16 protein-coding genes and 1 pseudogene are annotated in these 17,542 nt (G+C 37.4%); 11 read left to right on the forward strand and 6 right to left on the reverse strand.

What is annotated here, in order from left to right:
* From DCO46_RS23035 to DCO46_RS01460, 7 genes are all read left to right on the forward strand, one after another.
* A partial coding sequence (locus DCO46_RS23035) for a hypothetical protein (protein ID WP_207784938.1) occupies positions 1 to 198 on the forward strand: 198 nt, incomplete at its 5' end.
* 293 nt (positions 199 to 491) lie between these two features.
* Positions 492 to 725 (forward strand): hypothetical protein, encoded by a 234-nt coding sequence (locus tag DCO46_RS01435; protein ID WP_116750823.1) that lies wholly within the window; start codon positions 492 to 494, stop codon positions 723 to 725.
* A 254-nt stretch (positions 726 to 979) separates the two neighbouring features.
* Positions 980 to 1,369, forward strand: a complete 390-nt coding sequence (locus tag DCO46_RS01440; RefSeq protein WP_116750824.1) for an HNH endonuclease signature motif containing protein — start codon at positions 980 to 982, stop codon at positions 1,367 to 1,369.
* A gap of 11 nt (positions 1,370 to 1,380) precedes the next feature.
* Positions 1,381 to 1,962 (forward strand): hypothetical protein, encoded by a 582-nt coding sequence (locus DCO46_RS01445; protein ID WP_116750825.1) that lies wholly within the window; start codon positions 1,381 to 1,383, stop codon positions 1,960 to 1,962.
* A gap of 2 nt (positions 1,963 to 1,964) precedes the next feature.
* The gene (locus DCO46_RS01450) at positions 1,965 to 2,963 is read left to right on the forward strand and encodes a DUF4407 domain-containing protein (protein WP_116750826.1); all 999 of its coding nucleotides are present in this window, start codon (positions 1,965 to 1,967) and stop codon (positions 2,961 to 2,963) included.
* A 133-nt stretch (positions 2,964 to 3,096) separates the two neighbouring features.
* Positions 3,097 to 3,441, forward strand: a complete 345-nt coding sequence (locus DCO46_RS01455; protein ID WP_116750827.1) for a winged helix-turn-helix transcriptional regulator — start codon at positions 3,097 to 3,099, stop codon at positions 3,439 to 3,441.
* 77 nt (positions 3,442 to 3,518) lie between these two features.
* Complete coding sequence (locus DCO46_RS01460; protein WP_116750899.1) at positions 3,519 to 4,535, forward strand: LLM class flavin-dependent oxidoreductase; 1,017 nt, start codon at positions 3,519 to 3,521, stop codon at positions 4,533 to 4,535.
* A gap of 21 nt (positions 4,536 to 4,556) precedes the next feature.
* Here DCO46_RS01460 and DCO46_RS01465 read toward each other — a convergent pair whose 3' ends face one another.
* The gene (locus tag DCO46_RS01465; protein WP_116750828.1) at positions 4,557 to 6,161 is read right to left on the reverse strand and encodes a Na+/H+ antiporter; all 1,605 of its coding nucleotides are present in this window, start codon (positions 6,159 to 6,161) and stop codon (positions 4,557 to 4,559) included.
* A 170-nt stretch (positions 6,162 to 6,331) separates the two neighbouring features.
* Between DCO46_RS01465 and DCO46_RS01470 the strand changes: the two genes are divergently transcribed.
* Positions 6,332 to 7,744, forward strand: coding sequence for a PLP-dependent aminotransferase family protein (locus DCO46_RS01470; protein ID WP_116750829.1), 1,413 nt, complete (start codon positions 6,332 to 6,334; stop codon positions 7,742 to 7,744).
* A 50-nt stretch (positions 7,745 to 7,794) separates the two neighbouring features.
* Here the strand turns inward: DCO46_RS01470 and DCO46_RS01475 are convergent, their stop codons facing one another.
* Complete coding sequence (locus DCO46_RS01475) at positions 7,795 to 8,058, reverse strand: DUF2024 family protein (protein ID WP_116750830.1); 264 nt, start codon at positions 8,056 to 8,058, stop codon at positions 7,795 to 7,797.
* A gap of 251 nt (positions 8,059 to 8,309) precedes the next feature.
* On the opposite strand from DCO46_RS01475, the pseudogene DCO46_RS01480 reads away from it, so the two are divergent.
* Positions 8,310 to 9,046, forward strand: a pseudogene (locus DCO46_RS01480) (YggS family pyridoxal phosphate-dependent enzyme).
* A gap of 69 nt (positions 9,047 to 9,115) precedes the next feature.
* Here the strand turns inward: DCO46_RS01480 and DCO46_RS01485 are convergent.
* The 4 genes from DCO46_RS01485 to DCO46_RS01500 all read right to left on the reverse strand — a co-directional run bounded on the left by DCO46_RS01485 (position 9,116) and on the right by DCO46_RS01500 (position 15,492).
* Positions 9,116 to 9,598, reverse strand: a complete 483-nt coding sequence (locus DCO46_RS01485) for a hypothetical protein (protein WP_116750831.1) — start codon at positions 9,596 to 9,598, stop codon at positions 9,116 to 9,118.
* A gap of 139 nt (positions 9,599 to 9,737) precedes the next feature.
* Complete coding sequence (locus DCO46_RS01490) at positions 9,738 to 11,141, reverse strand: efflux transporter outer membrane subunit (RefSeq protein WP_116750832.1); 1,404 nt, start codon at positions 11,139 to 11,141, stop codon at positions 9,738 to 9,740.
* Between the two features lie 19 nt (positions 11,142 to 11,160).
* Complete coding sequence (locus DCO46_RS01495) at positions 11,161 to 14,325, reverse strand: efflux RND transporter permease subunit (RefSeq protein WP_116750833.1); 3,165 nt, start codon at positions 14,323 to 14,325, stop codon at positions 11,161 to 11,163.
* A gap of 9 nt (positions 14,326 to 14,334) precedes the next feature.
* Positions 14,335 to 15,492, reverse strand: coding sequence for an efflux RND transporter periplasmic adaptor subunit (locus tag DCO46_RS01500; protein WP_116750834.1), 1,158 nt, complete (start codon positions 15,490 to 15,492; stop codon positions 14,335 to 14,337).
* Between the two features lie 265 nt (positions 15,493 to 15,757).
* Here DCO46_RS01500 and DCO46_RS01505 point away from each other — a divergent pair, with 265 nt between their 5' ends.
* Both DCO46_RS01505 and DCO46_RS01510 read left to right on the forward strand, forming a co-directional pair.
* A complete protein-coding gene (locus DCO46_RS01505; protein WP_116750835.1) occupies positions 15,758 to 16,807 on the forward strand; it encodes a sensor histidine kinase in 1,050 nt (349 codons plus the stop codon).
* Entirely contained in the window at positions 16,804 to 17,535 is a 732-nt protein-coding gene (locus DCO46_RS01510; protein WP_116750836.1) for a LytR/AlgR family response regulator transcription factor, read from the forward strand. The genes DCO46_RS01505 and DCO46_RS01510 overlap by 4 nt, the downstream gene beginning before the upstream one ends.
* Positions 17,536 to 17,542 lie beyond the last annotated feature (7 nt).

Genomic DNA, 17,542 nt, shown 5'->3' on the forward strand with positions numbered 1-17,542 from the left:
ATAAAAGAAAGAACTGAAAATAAAAAGCCCTTGCTGATAAACCAAGGCGGAACCCCCAGCTGGCGCGAGCGTCTCGCTCGTGAACTCAAAGCTTTTAAATTAAATAAGATAAAGGCTAAATATATACTGAGGAGTTGCACGAGCGAGACTCTCAGCTTGCAGAGAGATAACAAATATAAACCCTCGATTTTAAAATAAAATCGAGGGTTTATATTTGTTATATACTGAAAAGTATTTATTCAAAAGCTTATTTCTACTTTTTCATATACTTTAAGGCTATGTTTTTATTTTGTAAATAAAATATTACTTTATAAAAGATTAAAATAATTGTTTATTTAATATATTTGTACTTCCTAAATTACAGAAATTATGACATCTAAAAAACTTTTTCCCGTGTGGTATGGTGGCGGTATTGGAAACAACCGTAACACTTCTGTAAGTGTAGGACACCTGTAGCTTCACGGGTTTATATTTTCCTAAATTACAGAGTTATGATTACAAACACCCTTTCAAAAGAAGTTGAAACAAGGTTAGTAACCTTTTTTAACGACAGAATTGACGCCGAATATATGGCTAAAGCGTTAAGGCAAATAAATTTCACAATTGCTTTGGGAGTTATGACTAAAAATGAAATCCTTCAAGCTGAAACAACTCAATTGGGTGACAGTTTTTACTGGCTCAATGAATTAGCCGAAATTTTAGATCCTTATCTGGATGTAAAGTAGGTTTCTAACTTATTTTGAAAAACTAAAACCCTCAATCTTTGGAAGAAGATTGAGGGTTTTGTTTTACAATTCTGCTGTGCAAAAACCGTATAAATACGTGTTGTGTTGTTTTTGTAAATCGTTTACACTTGTTGAGAATATTTTTTATTGGATTATGGATTTCCGTAAAGTAGTTGATTTTCAAAGACTAATCTTTGCCAAGTAGAAAGTTTATATTAAAGTTATTTCTCAATCACTAATTAAATACCAAAATTATGTTTGATCCTACAGATGGTCGTTATCGTTTTAATAATATGAAAAGTAGTAACACGTATCGAAGATACAAGCAAGTAGATAAAAGCATTAATTTAGATACGTTAAAACCTGTTACAAAAGAAATACCTGCGCATGGAAGCTATGGTGCCTTATTGTTTACTGTTGAATGGAAAACCAAAAGAAACCAGATTCTAACACGAGATGGAAAATGCATAATTTGCTCCTCTACTGAAAATCTTCAAATTCATCATCGTCAATATCACTTTATAGTTCGTGAAAATAAATTTAAGTTACCTTGGGATTATGAAGATTACTTATTAATAACGCTTTGCGAAGTATGTCATCGCCGCGGTCATTCAAAATATAAAGTACCAACAATAAACATTTAATTTTTTAATATATGGGGCTATTTAATTTTTTTAATGGAAAACAAAATTCAAACGGTAATCGAGTAGATAACAGGCAAGATAATTTTGCAATTCCTCCTGTTGACATTCCAGAAAATATTTTTCTTGAAAAAGAAAAATCGACAACCGATGTAACTCAAATCGAACGACCAGTATCACAATCTGAAAATGGAATATCCGTTTTATTTGCTTTTATCGAAAAAAATTATGAAGGAAAGGGATATGATGATGCTTTAATAAATCCAGACAATATACATTTACAACAGAATGTTGAGGCATTAAAAAATGATTTAGAAAGAACAATTCGAAAAATTAAGACCTTTTACGAAGACTTTATCCGCGAAATAAACTTTCATATTGAAACCAGAAGCCGAAGCGGAATGGTTGATACAGTTGAAGAACTAACTGTAAAAAAAGATACAGCAGAAGAACACATAAACCAAATACTGACAATTGAAAACGAAGCAAAAGAAAATAAAGGCATCGGTTATGGAATTATTTTAAGCTATAAAAGAGGATTCAATAATGGATTAGCTGCTATTTCTCATCATTCAATAATGAAAAAGAACTTTTAATTATGAAAAATCCATGGATAAGAGTTGGTTGTTTTCTCACAGGATATAACTACTCAATAGTAAAAAATTGCAGTGAAATTTCGGTAAAAGCTGTCAAAAGATATTCATCAGCATTAGTAATAATATGTTTATTGTGGGCTTTTATTGGTTTTTCTTTTACCAATAGATATCTAACGGGTGGAATAATTGAATCAATCGTGGGTGCAATAATTTTCATAATCATAATTATCCAAATTGAAAGACAGATTATACTAACAGTCAATCCTAATAAATTTCTTTATGGCACTAGGGCAATTATTGCAATAGCAATGGCATTAATAGGATCTGTTATTATCGATCAAATTATTTTTCAACAAGATATCGAGCTTGAAAAAATTACATTTATCGAAGCACGTGTTAATAAAGCTCTTGATTCTAAAACTAAAGAACTTAGAACCCAAATTCAAGATTTGCAAGATGCTATTGTTAAAAAAGAAGATGAAAGACAAAAGTACATAAATGAAATAGCAAAAAATCCAACATCAAAAATATACTCTACATTTTCAACTATTAAAACTGAAAAAATTGTTACGACCGATCCAACTGGAAACAATATAATAAATGAAAAATCAGTACCGGTTAAAGTTATTAATAGTTCGAATGTTCCAAATCCGAAAATTTCCATGATTGCTCCATTACAGCAATCAATTAATGATTTAAATATCCAAAAATCTAAAAAAGAATCAGCATTGCTAAATATTCGACCTCAATTAGAAAAAGATATTTCAAGCAAAGTTGGATTTTTAGATGAGCTTGAGGTAATGTTTAGTTTAATTAGTAAATCTGGCGTTGCATTAACAATATGGTCAATATGGTTTATATTACTTTTTGGCATTGAAATACTAATTTTGGTCAGTAAGTCTTCAGAAAGTGAAAATGATTATGACAGAATTGTTAAACATCATATGACATTACAAATGAAAAAACTTGATTTGTTTGAACAAATGGCTAAAAATCAATAAAAATCCTGAAATTCATGTTTTCAAAAAACATTTAATCTATTACTTTACATTTGTTCGCATTAAATTACTTTTAAATACTTTTGCAATTAAGTCACAACAATAAATTTCGACTTAATTACAAAATTTCATTCCAATGCAAAGAAACCAAAAAGAAGAAGTCCAGGCCTTACAAGATACAATCTATGTTTTAGGCGGAAAATGGAAACTGCCTATTATCAATTCGATTTGTAATGGTAACCATCGGTTTAAGGAAATTCAGCAGAGTATTCCGGGGATTACTTCACGTATGCTTTCGAAGGAATTAAAAGATATGGAAATGAATAATCTCGTAAAAAGAACCGAAGACCGTGATGCGGAAATCGTTATTATTTATGAGTCAACCGATTATTGCCGTTCTTTCGGACCTATTATAAGTGAAATGATCAATTGGGGAAAATCACATCGGGAACACATCAAAAAACAGAAGGAAAAGGCATAATTGGTCTTCAAAAATTACGCTTTTCATAGCATTTTCCTAACCGTCAAAATACCTAAATTTAGTATCTTTACGATATGATCGAAATAGGAATAGACAGTTTTGCGTCGGCAATGTACGGCGATAACAACACGCTTAGCAGCGTAGAGGCCATGGAGCAACTGCTTCAGAGAATTGAGTTTGCCGATCAGGTCGGACTCGATGTTTTTGGAATTGGCGAACACCACAAAAAAGAATTTTTAGATTCGGCTACAGCAGTAATCCTGAGTGCAGCCGCAGCGCGTACCAATAAAATCAGGCTTACGAGCGCCGTAAGTGTGTTAAGCGCCGCAGATCCTGTGCGTGTCTATCAGAGTTTTGCCACTTTGGATTTGATTTCAAAAGGAAGGGCAGAAATTGTAGTAGGCCGCGGATCTTCGATTGAGGCTTACCCCCTTTTTGGATTTGACCTGAACGATTACGACAAACTTTTTAAGGAAAAACTGGAACTTTTATTACAGGTTCGCGATAACGAATTTGTAACCTGGTCGGGAAAATTCCGTGCTCCTTTGAATAACCTTCCGGTTTACCCGAGAGCTTCACAGGAAAAATTACCCGTATGGCTTGGCGTTGGCGGAAGCCCGGAATCTTTTGTGAGAGCCGGAACCTTGGGTTTACCCTTAATGGTGGCCGTGATTGGCGGACAAACACACCGTTTTCGTCCTTTGATAGATTTATACAGAGAGGCCGGACAGGCAAACGGTTTTAAACCGGAAGAACTGAAAGTCGGTTTACATTCGCCGGGTTATGTATCTGCAACCAACGAAAGTGCCGTTGCCGAGTACTATCCGGGTTATGCCGAACTTTGGACCAAATTAGGTCTGGAACGTGGCTGGCCACCGGTAACAAAAGATAAATTTGATTATCTGATAGATGAAAAAGGCGTTTTGGTTCTTGGAAATCCGGAACAGGTGGCAGAGAAAATTTTACGTCACAGCGATGCCCTGGGCGGAGTTTCAAGATTTACTTTCCAAATGGATAATGCAGGACTTACGCACAGTCAGTTGATGAACGCCATAGAACTTATAGGAACAAAAGTAAAACCTCTGATTCAGTAAATCAGAGGTTTTGTTTTATTGTTAGTTCTCATAAATCTCCATCCACAGACGGCTTTCTTCAAGATCGAGTTCTTTCTCTATTTTTCGGAAGATTTCTTCGTTTACAGAACCCTTTTTGTGCATCAATTCCAGTTTGGAGCGTTCTACATTCAATAAGTCGATTTGTAGTTTGGTAAAATCATTGAAAATTTCACCTCCGAGCATATTCCCTTTTCCGAAAAAATTGGCCGGTAATTCGGTTTTCTGCAAACGGTTGAATTTGACTTCGTATTTACTTTTTATATTATGAAGAAGATCGTCATTCAATAAAGAAAAATTATCTTCGATATGCGCAATAGTTTCAGAAACAATTACATTTCGGATATTATATTCCTCTGCCAGAATAGAATAAGGCTGCAGTTTTAATCTGCGAATTACCCAAGGAAGGGTCAATCCCTGAATCACCAAAGTCGAAAGGATGACACAAAAAACGAGATAGATAATCAGGTTACGTAACGGAAAAGCTTCCGTATCATTATTAATAGTTAAAGGCAAAGCCAGAGCCGCCGCCATAGACACCACACCACGCATTCCGGACCATCCGAAAACAATCATATTGCGGTAATCAAATTCTTCTTTCTGGCGAATCTTTTTACTCAAAAATCTTGGAACCAGTGTCGCCGGAATAACCCATAAAAAACGCACCACAATAACCACAATACTCACAGTGGCACCCCAGATAAACAAGGACATTCCCGAATAATCTCCAATTCCCTCCATAATCTGACGAAGCTGAAGCCCGATCAAAATAAAGATTAAACCGTTTAATATATTGGTAAGGACGCTCCATATTGTTCCGGTCATCATACGGCTTTCGTGCGTAAAAATCGTTCCCGATCTTGCCGATAGAAATAAACCGGTTGTTACCACGGCCAGAACTCCCGAACATTCGTAATGCTCTGCAATCAGGTAAGAGGCAAAAGGCGTTAACAAAGTAAGCGTGGCTTCGATTACTTCATCACAAACAAATTTTTTGTGTACAAAATTCATCACAAATCCTACTCCCAAACCAATTGCAATGCCAAGTGTCGACATGATAAAGAAGTTTAGTCCCGCCTGCCAGAGTACAAAATTACCCGCCGTAATGGCTGTTAACGCATATTTATACGCTACAAGACCACTGGCATCGTTAAGCAGACTTTCTCCTTCCAGAATAGCAATAAGCCTCGGATGCAGTCCCAAACCTTTTGTAATAGAAGTAGCCGAAACGGCATCGGGAGGAGACACAATAGCACCCAGCAAAAATGCTAACGGCCAGGAAATATCATCAATCAGCATGTGGGCTGCAATGGCAACGGCCACTGTTGTAAAAAGTACCAGACCAACAGCCGCAAGCGTGATCGGACGAACGGTTTGTTTAAAATCGGCCCAACTGGTGTACCAGGCTGCATGATACAAAAGCGGTGGCAAAAAGATAATAAAAACTACCTCAGGATTTAGTGCTATTACAGGAAGTCCCGGAACTATACTGATGACCACCCCGCAAAGTACGAGTACAATCGGAATGGGAAAATTATATTTTTTACTTAGGATACTGAGGAAAGCGACCCCGAACAGCAGCATAATAATTACGGTAATATTCTCCATTTCAGCTTGTTTTTGGCAGGTTTAAAGTTTGGTATTTATTGTCGGTTGACAGGTGCTAATATACTATTTTATGCTAATATCCTTCAAACATAAAAATAGCTGTTGTATCTATTTTATTGTAAATTTGGACTATCAGTATATGTTACTTTTTCAATATTAAAACAGTCCAGATGTTACGACCTTGGCAATTCGAAATTCAATTAGACAAAAAATCAGGCAAGGCACTTTACCTGCAAATTGCCGATGCGATTATAAATGCCGTAAAATCAGGGAAACTAATCAAAGGAAACGCATTGCCCGGAAGCCGACAGCTGGCTGGTTTGTTGCATGTAAACCGAAATACCGTAATTGAGGCTCTGGATGTTTTAATTGCAGAAGGCTGGCTGATTTCTATAGACCGAAAAGGAACGTTTGTCGCTGATATTTTGCCCGAAATTATTAAAAGCAAAAAGAACGAAGAAAAAACCCCTGAAATTACAACAGAAGTAAAACCTTATCTTGTTTTTGACGACGGACTTCCAGACAGCCGCCTCGCTCCTGCCAATGATCTGGCGCGCGCATACCGGGAAATCTTCAACAGAAAATCACGCTGGCAGATTATGGGCTACAGCAATGAACTGGGAGATATCGAATTCAGAAAAGCGATTGTGCAAATGCTGAATTTTAAGAGAGGAATGAATATAACTCCCGACCAGATCTGCATAACCCGCGGAAGCCAAATGGCGATGTATCTTGCTGCACATTGTTTACTTTCAAAAGAGGATTATATCATGATCGAAAATCCCGGTTACAAACCTGCCTGGGAAGCTTTTGAAAATGCAAATGCAAAACTTCTTCCCGTCAGTGTTCATTCAGACGGGCTCGATATTGATCAGGTTGAAGCTTATTTAAAAAAATACAATACCATAAAAGCGATTTATGTTACGCCTCATCATCAGTTTCCGACTACGGTAACGCTGAGCCTAAAGAAACGTTTACGGCTGATTGAGTTATCTAATCAATACAATTTTACGATAATTGAAGACGATTATGATAATGAATTTCATTTTGGCCAGCGTCCTGTTTTGCCTATTTCGAGTTACGGAAATACACAGAACTTTATCTACATTGGCACTTTGAGTAAAATTGTAGCACCTGCCCTTCGCATTGGTTATCTCGTAAGTTCTGCTGAAAATATCCTGAAAGTGGGCAATCACCGCAAAATAATTGATGTACAAGGAGATAATATAATGGAAGAAGCGGTTTTGCAACTTATTAATGATGGAAAAATAAAACGGCATCTCAAGAAAACCAGTCTTATTTATAAAGCAAAAAGGGATTATTTTGAAAATCTCTGCAATCTTCACCTGAAGGATAAAGTTACTTTCAGCAAACCCGAAGGCGGACTGGCTTTTTGGATTGTCCCTAATTCAGATGCTGATCCAATCGCTATTTCTGAAAAACTGCTTAGCAAAGGAATCAAAATTATGAGCCCGGAAAGGTTTAGTTTTGGCAGTCCTGTCTGTGGTTTCAGATTAGGTTATGCCTCACTTACCGAACAACAAATGGAAGAAGGGATTGTTGCACTTTCAAAACTGTTGTAATGGCTAAGACTGAAAGCCCCCAAACCTTCAGTCTTATATTGAAAAAATAATTAATAACAATTTTCCATTTCGATAATAGAAAAGCCATTTGCCCGGATCTGATTTTCAATTTCCTCAGGCGCTTTGTCGATATGGCAAAAATTACATTCTTTTGATGTTAACGGCTGTCCTTCCTGAGCCACTGATTTCAGGTATTGTCTCCCAAATTCAAAAACCTTGTTGGCATCATCGGTATCTTCATCAACCAAAATATCAAAATGCATAATTTTTCCGTCTTTTCGGGTTACGTAAGTATCCCATACTGCTACTTTCATGAGTTTAATTTTTAAGTTAAAAGGCTTTAGTGATTCGTTTTTCGATAAAAACAACTTCCTTTTTGTTAGGACAAATTTACTTTGGATATCCATTTTGTATATAATCCAGTTTTTGGTTTTCTGATAACTTACTGGTCCAGTCCTTTTTTAAAAAACCTTTGATTATCAGGGATTATATTTAAAACTGGATCCTTTTAAAAAGCAAAAACTGGATTAGTCGTACATGCCAGATATCACATAATTTTGTTCTTATGAAAGAGGATATTATTTTTAATTTGAAACAGGTTCATCAGCGTATCGAAAATGCCTGCGCCCTTTCGGGCAGAAATGTTTCTGATGTACAATTATTACTGGCTACGAAAACAGTTCCGGCCGATAGAATCCGCATGGCAATTGAAGCCGGGGAAACTTTATTGGGCGAAAATAAAATGCAGGAACTCCGCGATAAAGATTCGGGGTTGAAAGATTTAAATATCGAACGTCATTTTATTGGGCATTTACAAACCAATAAAATTAAAGATGTCCTGAAATATGTCAGTTGTATCCAATCTTTGGACCGATTGGAAGTTGCACAACAGCTGGACAAACAATTACAAAAAGAAGGCAGGAACCTGGATGTTTTCGTGCAGGTGAATACTTCCTTTGAAGAAAGCAATTTGGATTACCACCGGATGAAGTATTGTCTTTTTTTCAAAATATAAAAAAATACGATACCCTGAATATTAAAGGTTTAATGACAATTGGTTTACTGGATGTTGATAAGGAAAAAATGCAGCCATCGCTTCGTCTATTAAGAGAAACAAGGGATTTGATTTATGCCGAAGGAATAGACGGAATTACCGATCTAAAACTTTCTATGGGAATGTCACAGGATTTAGAACTCGCAATTGCCGAAGGTTCAAATATGGTACGGGTTGGAACTTCTGTTTTTGGAAACCGCTTTTTGGGAAAAGAGATCTGGAACGAAAATATGGATAGTATGGGTTGAGAATTCAATTTAGAAATCATAGCATAAAAAAAACGCCTCAAAAATTTGAGGCGTTTTTAACCAAATTAATTAACGGTGATTATCATGACCATGATTACCATCTTTATCTGAATGTCCATTTGATTTTTTAGGACCATTCTTTTGAGGTTTGTGCTTGCCCGGTTTGTCTTTTTTTTCCGGTTTATTCCCTCTGTTTTTTTGTGGCTGTCCTTTGTATCCTTTTGGATAAGAAGCCCTGTGTCTGCTGTGATAAGAATACGGTGTGTTTCCTTTATAATCCCTGATCACTACTTTGTATCCGTCGTAAAGATCATAGTTTCTGTATCGTGACGGTAATCTGTTTACACGAACCCAGGCGCCATTATTATCATAGATAAACTGACTCTGATTGACATCGTAATAGGTGTCAATATCCGGCAGGTAATAATATCTGCTGTCGTCATTTCCTTGAGGACCCCAGCTTGGAGGGCTACCAATATTTACGTTTATTGAAACTTGTGCGTGAGATAACATCCCCATTAAAAGCACTAAAGCCAGTCCTAATTTTTTCATCTTTTTTGTTGTTAAGTATTAAATACGATTTGGATATATCGAATTTAATACCAAATTAAGCATTTGAACTATACTTTAGACAGAATCCCGAAACTAATCGACCAAAAGTAGATTTTATCCGGTCTAACTTTTCTTTACTTTATTTCCAGCCGCCTCCTAAAGCTCTGTATAAATCAACTAAAGCCTGTAATTTTTGCAAATTATCATTAATACCACTCAATTGTGCTGACAACAAATTTTGCTCAGAAGTTAATACATCGGTATAATTGGTTGCAGAACTGTATTCTAACAATTGCTGTGTATAATCAACAGCTTTCTCCAGAGATTCTATTTGTTTTGCTCTCGAATCCTGTTTTGCCACAGCCATCTGATACGCATACAAAGAATTTGAAACTTCCTGTCCTGCCACTAAAAGGCTTTGCTGAAAATTATTATAAGCCTGTAATTGTTGTGATTGTGCGGTGGTCAGTCTTGCTTTATTCTGTCCGTGATTGAAAAGCGGCTGCGTTAATCCTCCGATGATCGAATAAAAAATCGAACGGTCGAAAAAATCTTTTAATTCCAGGTTCGAAAATCCGCCACTGGCTGTAAGCGTCAGGCTCGGGTAAAAATAGGTACGGGCCAGATTGGTACTTTCAAATGCAACCCTGAAATTAAATTCCGCCTGACGGACATCAGGACGGTTATGTAATAATTGGGAAGGTAAACCGATTGCAATACTCTCAGGAATTGGCTGATCGTCTAAAAGTCCTCTGTCAATTGGTCCCGGCGCCTGCCCCAATAGAATGTTCAGGGTGTTTTCGGTTTCGCGGATCCTTTGCTTTAAATCCGGAATCAGAACTTCTGCTGCATAACGGTTCGCCTCACTTTGTACCACCGCTGCTCCGGTTACGATTGCGCCTTCTTTTAACGCTTTTATGATTTCAACATTTTCGATACGGCTTTCTAATGTTTTCTGCGTAATTTCTAATTGTTTGTCATAAGACATCAACAAAAAGTAATTATTGGCAATATCCGAAATCAATTGTGTCTGAACAGCTTGCTTTGCCGCATCTGTTGCCAGATAAGAGGCAAAGGCAGATCTTTTGGAACTGCTTAGTTTTCCCCAGATATCCGCTTCCCAAGACGTACTTAAACCTAATTTGTAAGTTGTCGTTAAAGTATTGATATTAATTCCGGCCGGAAAGTTAAGTCCGGCTTCTGATTGTTTGGTACGTGTTACGCTCGCATCCAGGTTTAAGGTTGGATAATACGCTAGTTTGCTTTGACGCAAAGTAGCACGCGCCTGAACGATATTTTGAATCGCATTTTTAAGGTTCAGGTTCTGGTCAAGTCCTTTCTGGATTAATGCAGTAAGTTTCGGATCTTTAAAAACACTCTGCCACGGCATATCAGCTATAGTCGTAGAATCTGCCGAAACTTCATCACGAAACAGTTTATCTGTCGAGACCGTTGCGGGGCGTTCGTATTTTTTAACTGCACACGCACTCAAAAGTGCAGCGGCAATTACCAAAAGGATATATTTATTTGAACTGTGAGTCATCTTTTTTTAATTATAATTATTACTCTTTATGAGCTTCTAATAGTGGCGTTTCTTCTTCATCTTCTTCATCATAACCTTCTTTGGCTGGGCCACTTACTTTTTCCTGTAAAGTCTGGAAAACGATAAACAATACCGGAATAACAAATACTCCCAAAATAGTACCGATCAACATTCCTCCAACAGCTCCAGTACCGATTGACTTGTTACCAACCGCACCGGCTCCCGAAGCAAACATCAAAGGAACAAGTCCTAAAATAAAAGCGAAAGAAGTCATTAAAATTGGTCGCAAACGGGCTACCGCTCCTTCAATTGCTGCCTGAACGATTGGCAATCCTTTACGCCTTCTTTCAAGGGCAAATTCCACAATCAAAATACCATTCTTCGCCAGCAATCCGATCAGCATGATTAAGGAAATCTGCAGGTAAATATTACTGTTTAGTTTGAATATAATCGAGAACAGATAAGCTCCTGCCAGTCCAAACGGAATCGAGAATAATACGGCAAATGGTAATATATAACTTTCGTACTGGGCACTTAACAGGAAGTAAACAAACACCAGACATAATATGAAAATGAAAATAGTTTCACTTCCGGAAGCCAGTTCCTCACGCGTTAATCCTGAGAATTCATATCCATAACCAGCAGGAAGATGTTCTGAGGCAACTTCCTGAATGGCTTTAATGGCGTCTCCCGAACTATAACCCGGATTTGGAGCTCCGGTAATAGAAATAGAAGAGAAAAGGTTAAATCTCGAAATAGATTCCGGTCCAAAAACTCTGGTCATTTTTACAAACTCTGTAATCGGAGCCATTGTTCCTGAACTGTTTCTGACAAAGATTTTATTTAGTCCTTCCGGATTTGCACGAAATTCAGGAGCTGCCTGAATCATGACACGATATTGTTTTCCGAATTTATTGAAATTTGATGCGTACAATCCACCATAATACCCTTGCATGGTAGACAAAATTGAATTGATCGAAACGCCTGCATCTTTGGCTTTTGCCAGATTAACATCCATCATATATTGAGGGAAACCCGGATTAAAAGGAGTTGTCGCGTATTGTATTTCAGGGCGTTTAGCCAGCTGATCCAAAAATTCTGTATTGACTTTAAAAAATTCTGCTGTGGTGTGACCTCCTTTATCCTGTAACTGAAATTCAAATCCCCCACTTTGTCCAAATCCCTGAATGGTTGGAGGCGAAATGAAGAAAATATTTGCTTCACGAATACCGCTTGTTTTGGCAAAAAGCTGTCCGATTACATCATTTACACTCAACTCACGTTTATCCCATGTTTCCAGTTTTACGATAACCATACTGTAGGCACTACCCGCTCCGGCGGTAAAATTCTGCCCCACAATACGAAGCGTATTTTTAACTCCCGGAATAGTATTGGCAATACTGTCGACCTGTTTGGCTACTTTATCAGAACGTTCCATAGAAGCCGAAGGCGGCAAACTGATGTTGGCAAAAACAGTTCCCTGATCTTCCGCAGGAACAAAAGCTGACGGTGTAGTTTTCATCATGTAAAATAACCCTGCGCTGGCAATAAGAATAGCCGCCAGTACAATCCATTTTTTTACGGAAAGAAACTGAACCGAACGTTTGTATCGGCCTGTAACATTATCAAAAGCTACGTTGAACGCGGTATAAAATCGCTGAAGGTAACTTTGGTGTTTATGATCGTCTGCGTGAGGTTTTAATAACAAAGCACATAAAGCAGGACTCAAAGTCAATGCATTTACTGCCGAAAGAATAATCGCTACCGCTAATGTAATACCAAATTGTTTGTAGAAAACCCCTGTAGATCCTGTAATAAAGGTTACCGGAATAAATACGGCTGCCATTACCAATGTGATTGAAATAATCGCACCTGAAATTTCATCCATGGCATCAATCGTAGCTTTCTTAGCCGATTTGTACCCATGATCCAGTTTGGCATGGACGGCCTCGACGACGACAATAGCATCATCGACCACAATACCAATGGCCAGAACCATTGCAAAAAGCGTTAATAAGTTGATTGTAAACCCGAATAAATTCAGGAAGAAAAAGGTTCCTACAATCGCAACCGGAACCGCAATGGCCGGAATTAATGTAGACCTGAAATCCTGAAGGAAAATAAATACCACGATAAAAACCAAAATAAAAGCTTCAATCAGGGTATGGATTACTTTCTCGATAGAAGCATCCAGATTTTCGTTAACGTCTACCAAAAGTGTATATTTTACTCCTTTCGGGAAACTTTTTGCTGCTTCTTCAATCAGTTTTTTAGAATTGATAATTACATCTCGGGCGTTTGATCCGGGAGTCTGGCTGATCGCCATAGCCGCAGATTCAACACCATTTGTTCTAATAGTTGCCGAATAACTTAATGATCCTAACTCTACTTTAGCGACATCTTTTAGTCGCAGCATTTGTCCGTTTCCGACAGATTTTATGATGATATCACCAAATTCTGTGTCGCTTGTTAAACGTCCTTTGTATTTAATTACATATTGAAAAGCCTGATTTCCATTTTCACCAAATTTACCCGGTGCAGCTTCTATATTTTGTTCTGCCAGAGCAGCCGAAATATCACTTGGAATCAGTTTGTATTGTTGCATGACATCCGGCTTTAGCCAGATTCTCATAGAGTAATCTTTTGCACCAAAAACGGTTACGTCTCCTACTCCGACTACACGCTGAATTTGCGGCACAAGATTGATCTTGGCATAATTCTGAAGGAAAGTCTGATCGTAGGTTTTGTCATCACTGTATAAGGAGAAAATCAACAAGTTACTACTCTGGCTTTTGGTTACGGTTACACCCGCCTGAGTTACCTCTACCGGCAATAAACTTGTCGCTCTTGAAACCCTGTTCTGAACGTTTACCGCTGCTAAGTCAGGATTTGTTCCTACTTTAAAGAAAATTTTAATAGATGCGTTTCCGTCATTGGTTGCCGTAGAAGTCATGTACGTCATGTTTTCTACACCATTGATTTGCTCTTCTAACGGAATTACGATACTTTTTAAAACTACGTCAGCATTGGCTCCTGTGTAACTTGCTGAAACGTTTACTGTTGGCGGAGCGATATCGGGGTATTGGGAAATAGGAAGCTCAACCAAACCTAAAACTCCTAAGATCACAATAATAACAGATATTACTGTTGAAAGTACAGGTCGTTGTATAAATATTTTAAACATTTTTTTTTCTTATTTTAATTCTGCGTATACCGCTTCTGCACTCTGATTCTTAACTTTGATTTCAGAACCATCTTTTAATGTCGCTACTCCTTCCAAAACAATCTGGTCACCGGCATTTAAACCGCTTGTAACCACATAATAGTTTCCTGGCGTATTTTCCATGATGGTGATGCTTACGTTTTTGGTTTTACCGTCTTTTCCAACTGTAACAGCAAAAACTTTATCCTGAAGTTCGAATGTGGCACTTTGCGGAATAAGTAACCCGTCTTTGATTTCGTTTGGAATTCTTACTGTTGTGCTGCTTCCGCTTCTGATAATTCCTCTTGGATTTGGAAAACGGGCTCTGATATTTACAGTACCGGTTTCGGTATTAATCAGTCCGTTTACGGTTTCGATGCGTCCTTTTTCTGTATATTCAGATCCGTCAGAAAGTAATAAGGAAACGGCCGGTAATTGTTTGATTTTTTGCGCTAATGATCCTGAAGCCGTTTTGGTGAAGTTCAAAAGTACTTTTTCATTCATCGCAAAATAGGCATACACATTTCCAATACTTGAAACCGTAGTTAGCGGTTCAGCAGTATTAGATCCTACCAAACTTCCTAAACGAAACGGGATTGAACCTACAACTCCGTTTACCGGACTGGTAACCGTTGTATAACCCAGATTTACTTTTGCATTGACCAAAGCAGCATTGGCCTGCGCCAGTGTTGCCATTGCCGATTCGTAATTATACTGCGCAGATTCTAATTCGTATTTGCTTATAATTCCTTTCTCAACAAGAGGTTTTACTTTATTAACCGCCAGTTTTGCCGTACTTACCGATGCCTGTGCGCTTTTTATACTGGCACTAGCCGTACGTACCTGCTGCTCGTATTCCGGCGCATTGATTTTAAATAAAGGCTGTCCGGTTTTTACAACGGCACCTTCATCTACATATATTTTTTCGATATAACCCTCAACTCTTGGACGGATTTCTATATTTTCCTGACCTTGTATGCTTGCCGGATAATCTGTGTTTAATGTAGCAGACTGAGACTGTAAGACCAGTGTTTTATATTCTTTAACTTGAGGTGCGCCTCCGGCCTGAGCCGATTTATCCTCTTTTTTACCACATGATGCGATAATGACTGATGCTGCGAGAATGCTTAAAAATGATTGCTTATTCATTGTGAAAAAGGTATAATTATCGATTATATAGAACAAAAGAAATAAAATATAAGTTACGAAAAATTTCTAATAGACGAAGAGCAATATACAATCGATAGAGATTAGCTGACAGCCGACGGTTTTTACTAAAAATTTAAACAGCTGTTTAATTTTAAGCTCGTCGGCTCTAAAATGGTTTATAAAGAGTGTGGTTCTGTGTTGGGCGATTGGTTTAAAATAGTATTCAAATAAAATGTAATATTGCTTTTAAAATTCATAAATTACAATGGCACCAAATTTTTTCAGGCCTTATTTATTTGCCGGACTGCATATCCTGGGCTGGTTATTACTGGGGTTTATCATGTTGTTTTACATCCCGTTAACCTGGAATGTCGTACTTCCCCAAGTCTTTTGGCTTTGGCAGATGATTGTATTGGTTTTGCTGATTATGTTATTTTATTCTAATGCCAAAATTATTGTCCCGAAAACTATTATTAAAGACAATACTTCCCCGTTTTTGGTTTGGGCTTTCCTGACCATATTTACCATGCAGCTTATTGCCTATTTTTTTACATCACAGACGGACCTCCATACTAAAATAAGCATCGTTTTAGGTTTCAAAAAATACAGAAACCCTTATTTTGATAATTATGTTTTCATGCTTACTCTGCTGGTTTTAGGGATTAGCACCAGCTGGTCAATGCTGCAGTACTGGCAAAAAGCAGCACAGCACAAACAAAAACTGGAACAGGACAAAACGATGGCGGAACTTGCGATGCTGAAGGCACAGATCAACCCGCATTTTTTCTTTAATTCCTTAAATAGTATTTACTCGCTTACCTATTCAAATATAGAAGATTCCAGAAATGCACTGCATACTTTAAGCCGTATGATGCGTTATTTACTTTACAGTACGGAAGGCGAAAGAACTACATTGCTGAAGGAAGTTGAATTCCTAAAAGATTTCATCGCCTTAATGAAACTTCGTGCCAACAGCAAACTGAATATTATTACGGAAATACCCGAAAAACTCCACGATTATCCCATCGTACCGATGTTATTACTACCTTTAGTAGAAAATGCTTTTAAACATGGTGTGAATGCCACTGAAAAAAGCGAAATCATAATTGCCTTAAAACAAAATGATACCAGTCTTACATTCGAAGTTCTCAATACTTTTTTCGAAAAAACATCGAATACGGAACCGGGCGGGATTGGTTTAACGAATACAAAACGCAGGCTACAGCTTATTTATCCGCATAAACATTCGCTGATTTGCGGTGTTAACAAAGAAGGAAAATATGAAGTGGAACTGCAAATAACTTTAGAACAATGACCGTATTAAAATGCATAGCAGTAGATGATGAACCATTGGCGTTAAAGCTGGTCGAAACTTTTATAGAACAGACTCCTTTTTTACAATTGAGCTGCAGCTGCGATAATGCGGTGGAAGCCCTGAGTCTAATTCGCGAAAAGCAGCCTGATGTTGTTTTTCTGGACATCAACATGCCCAATCTGACAGGAATGGAACTGGCAAGACTTTTACAGGATCAGCCGGGACCGATTCCGAAAATCATTTTCACAACGGCGTATAATCATTATGCAATTGAAGGTTACAGGGTAAATGCAGTAGATTATCTTTTGAAACCCTTTAGTTACGAAGAATTTTTGCGTGCTGCAAACAAGGTCTTACAACTGACTGAAGAAGCTTCAAATCATATCCAGGCGGTTACGGCAGATGATGAATTTATCTTTTTAAAAGTAGAATACCAATGGGTCAGGATTTCGCTTAAAGAAATTTTATACATCGAAAGTTTAAAGGATTATGTAAAAGTACATCTGGATGATTCTCAAAAATCAATGCTGTCGCTGATTTCACTGAAAGCACTGGAAGAAAAACTTCCGCCGTCAAAATTTATGAGAGTACATCGTTCTTTTATTGTTTCGCTTGACAAAATAAATGCGATCACTAAAAATTCAATTATAATCGGAAAAACTGAAATCACGGTTGGAGAACAGTATAAAGAAACATTTAAAACCATAGTTGACAAATGGTTAAAGTAAAACAGAT

Origin of the sequence: Flavobacterium sp. HTF (genome assembly GCF_003105115.1) — a bacterium.
In the GTDB taxonomy this organism is placed as follows: domain Bacteria; phylum Bacteroidota; class Bacteroidia; order Flavobacteriales; family Flavobacteriaceae; genus Flavobacterium.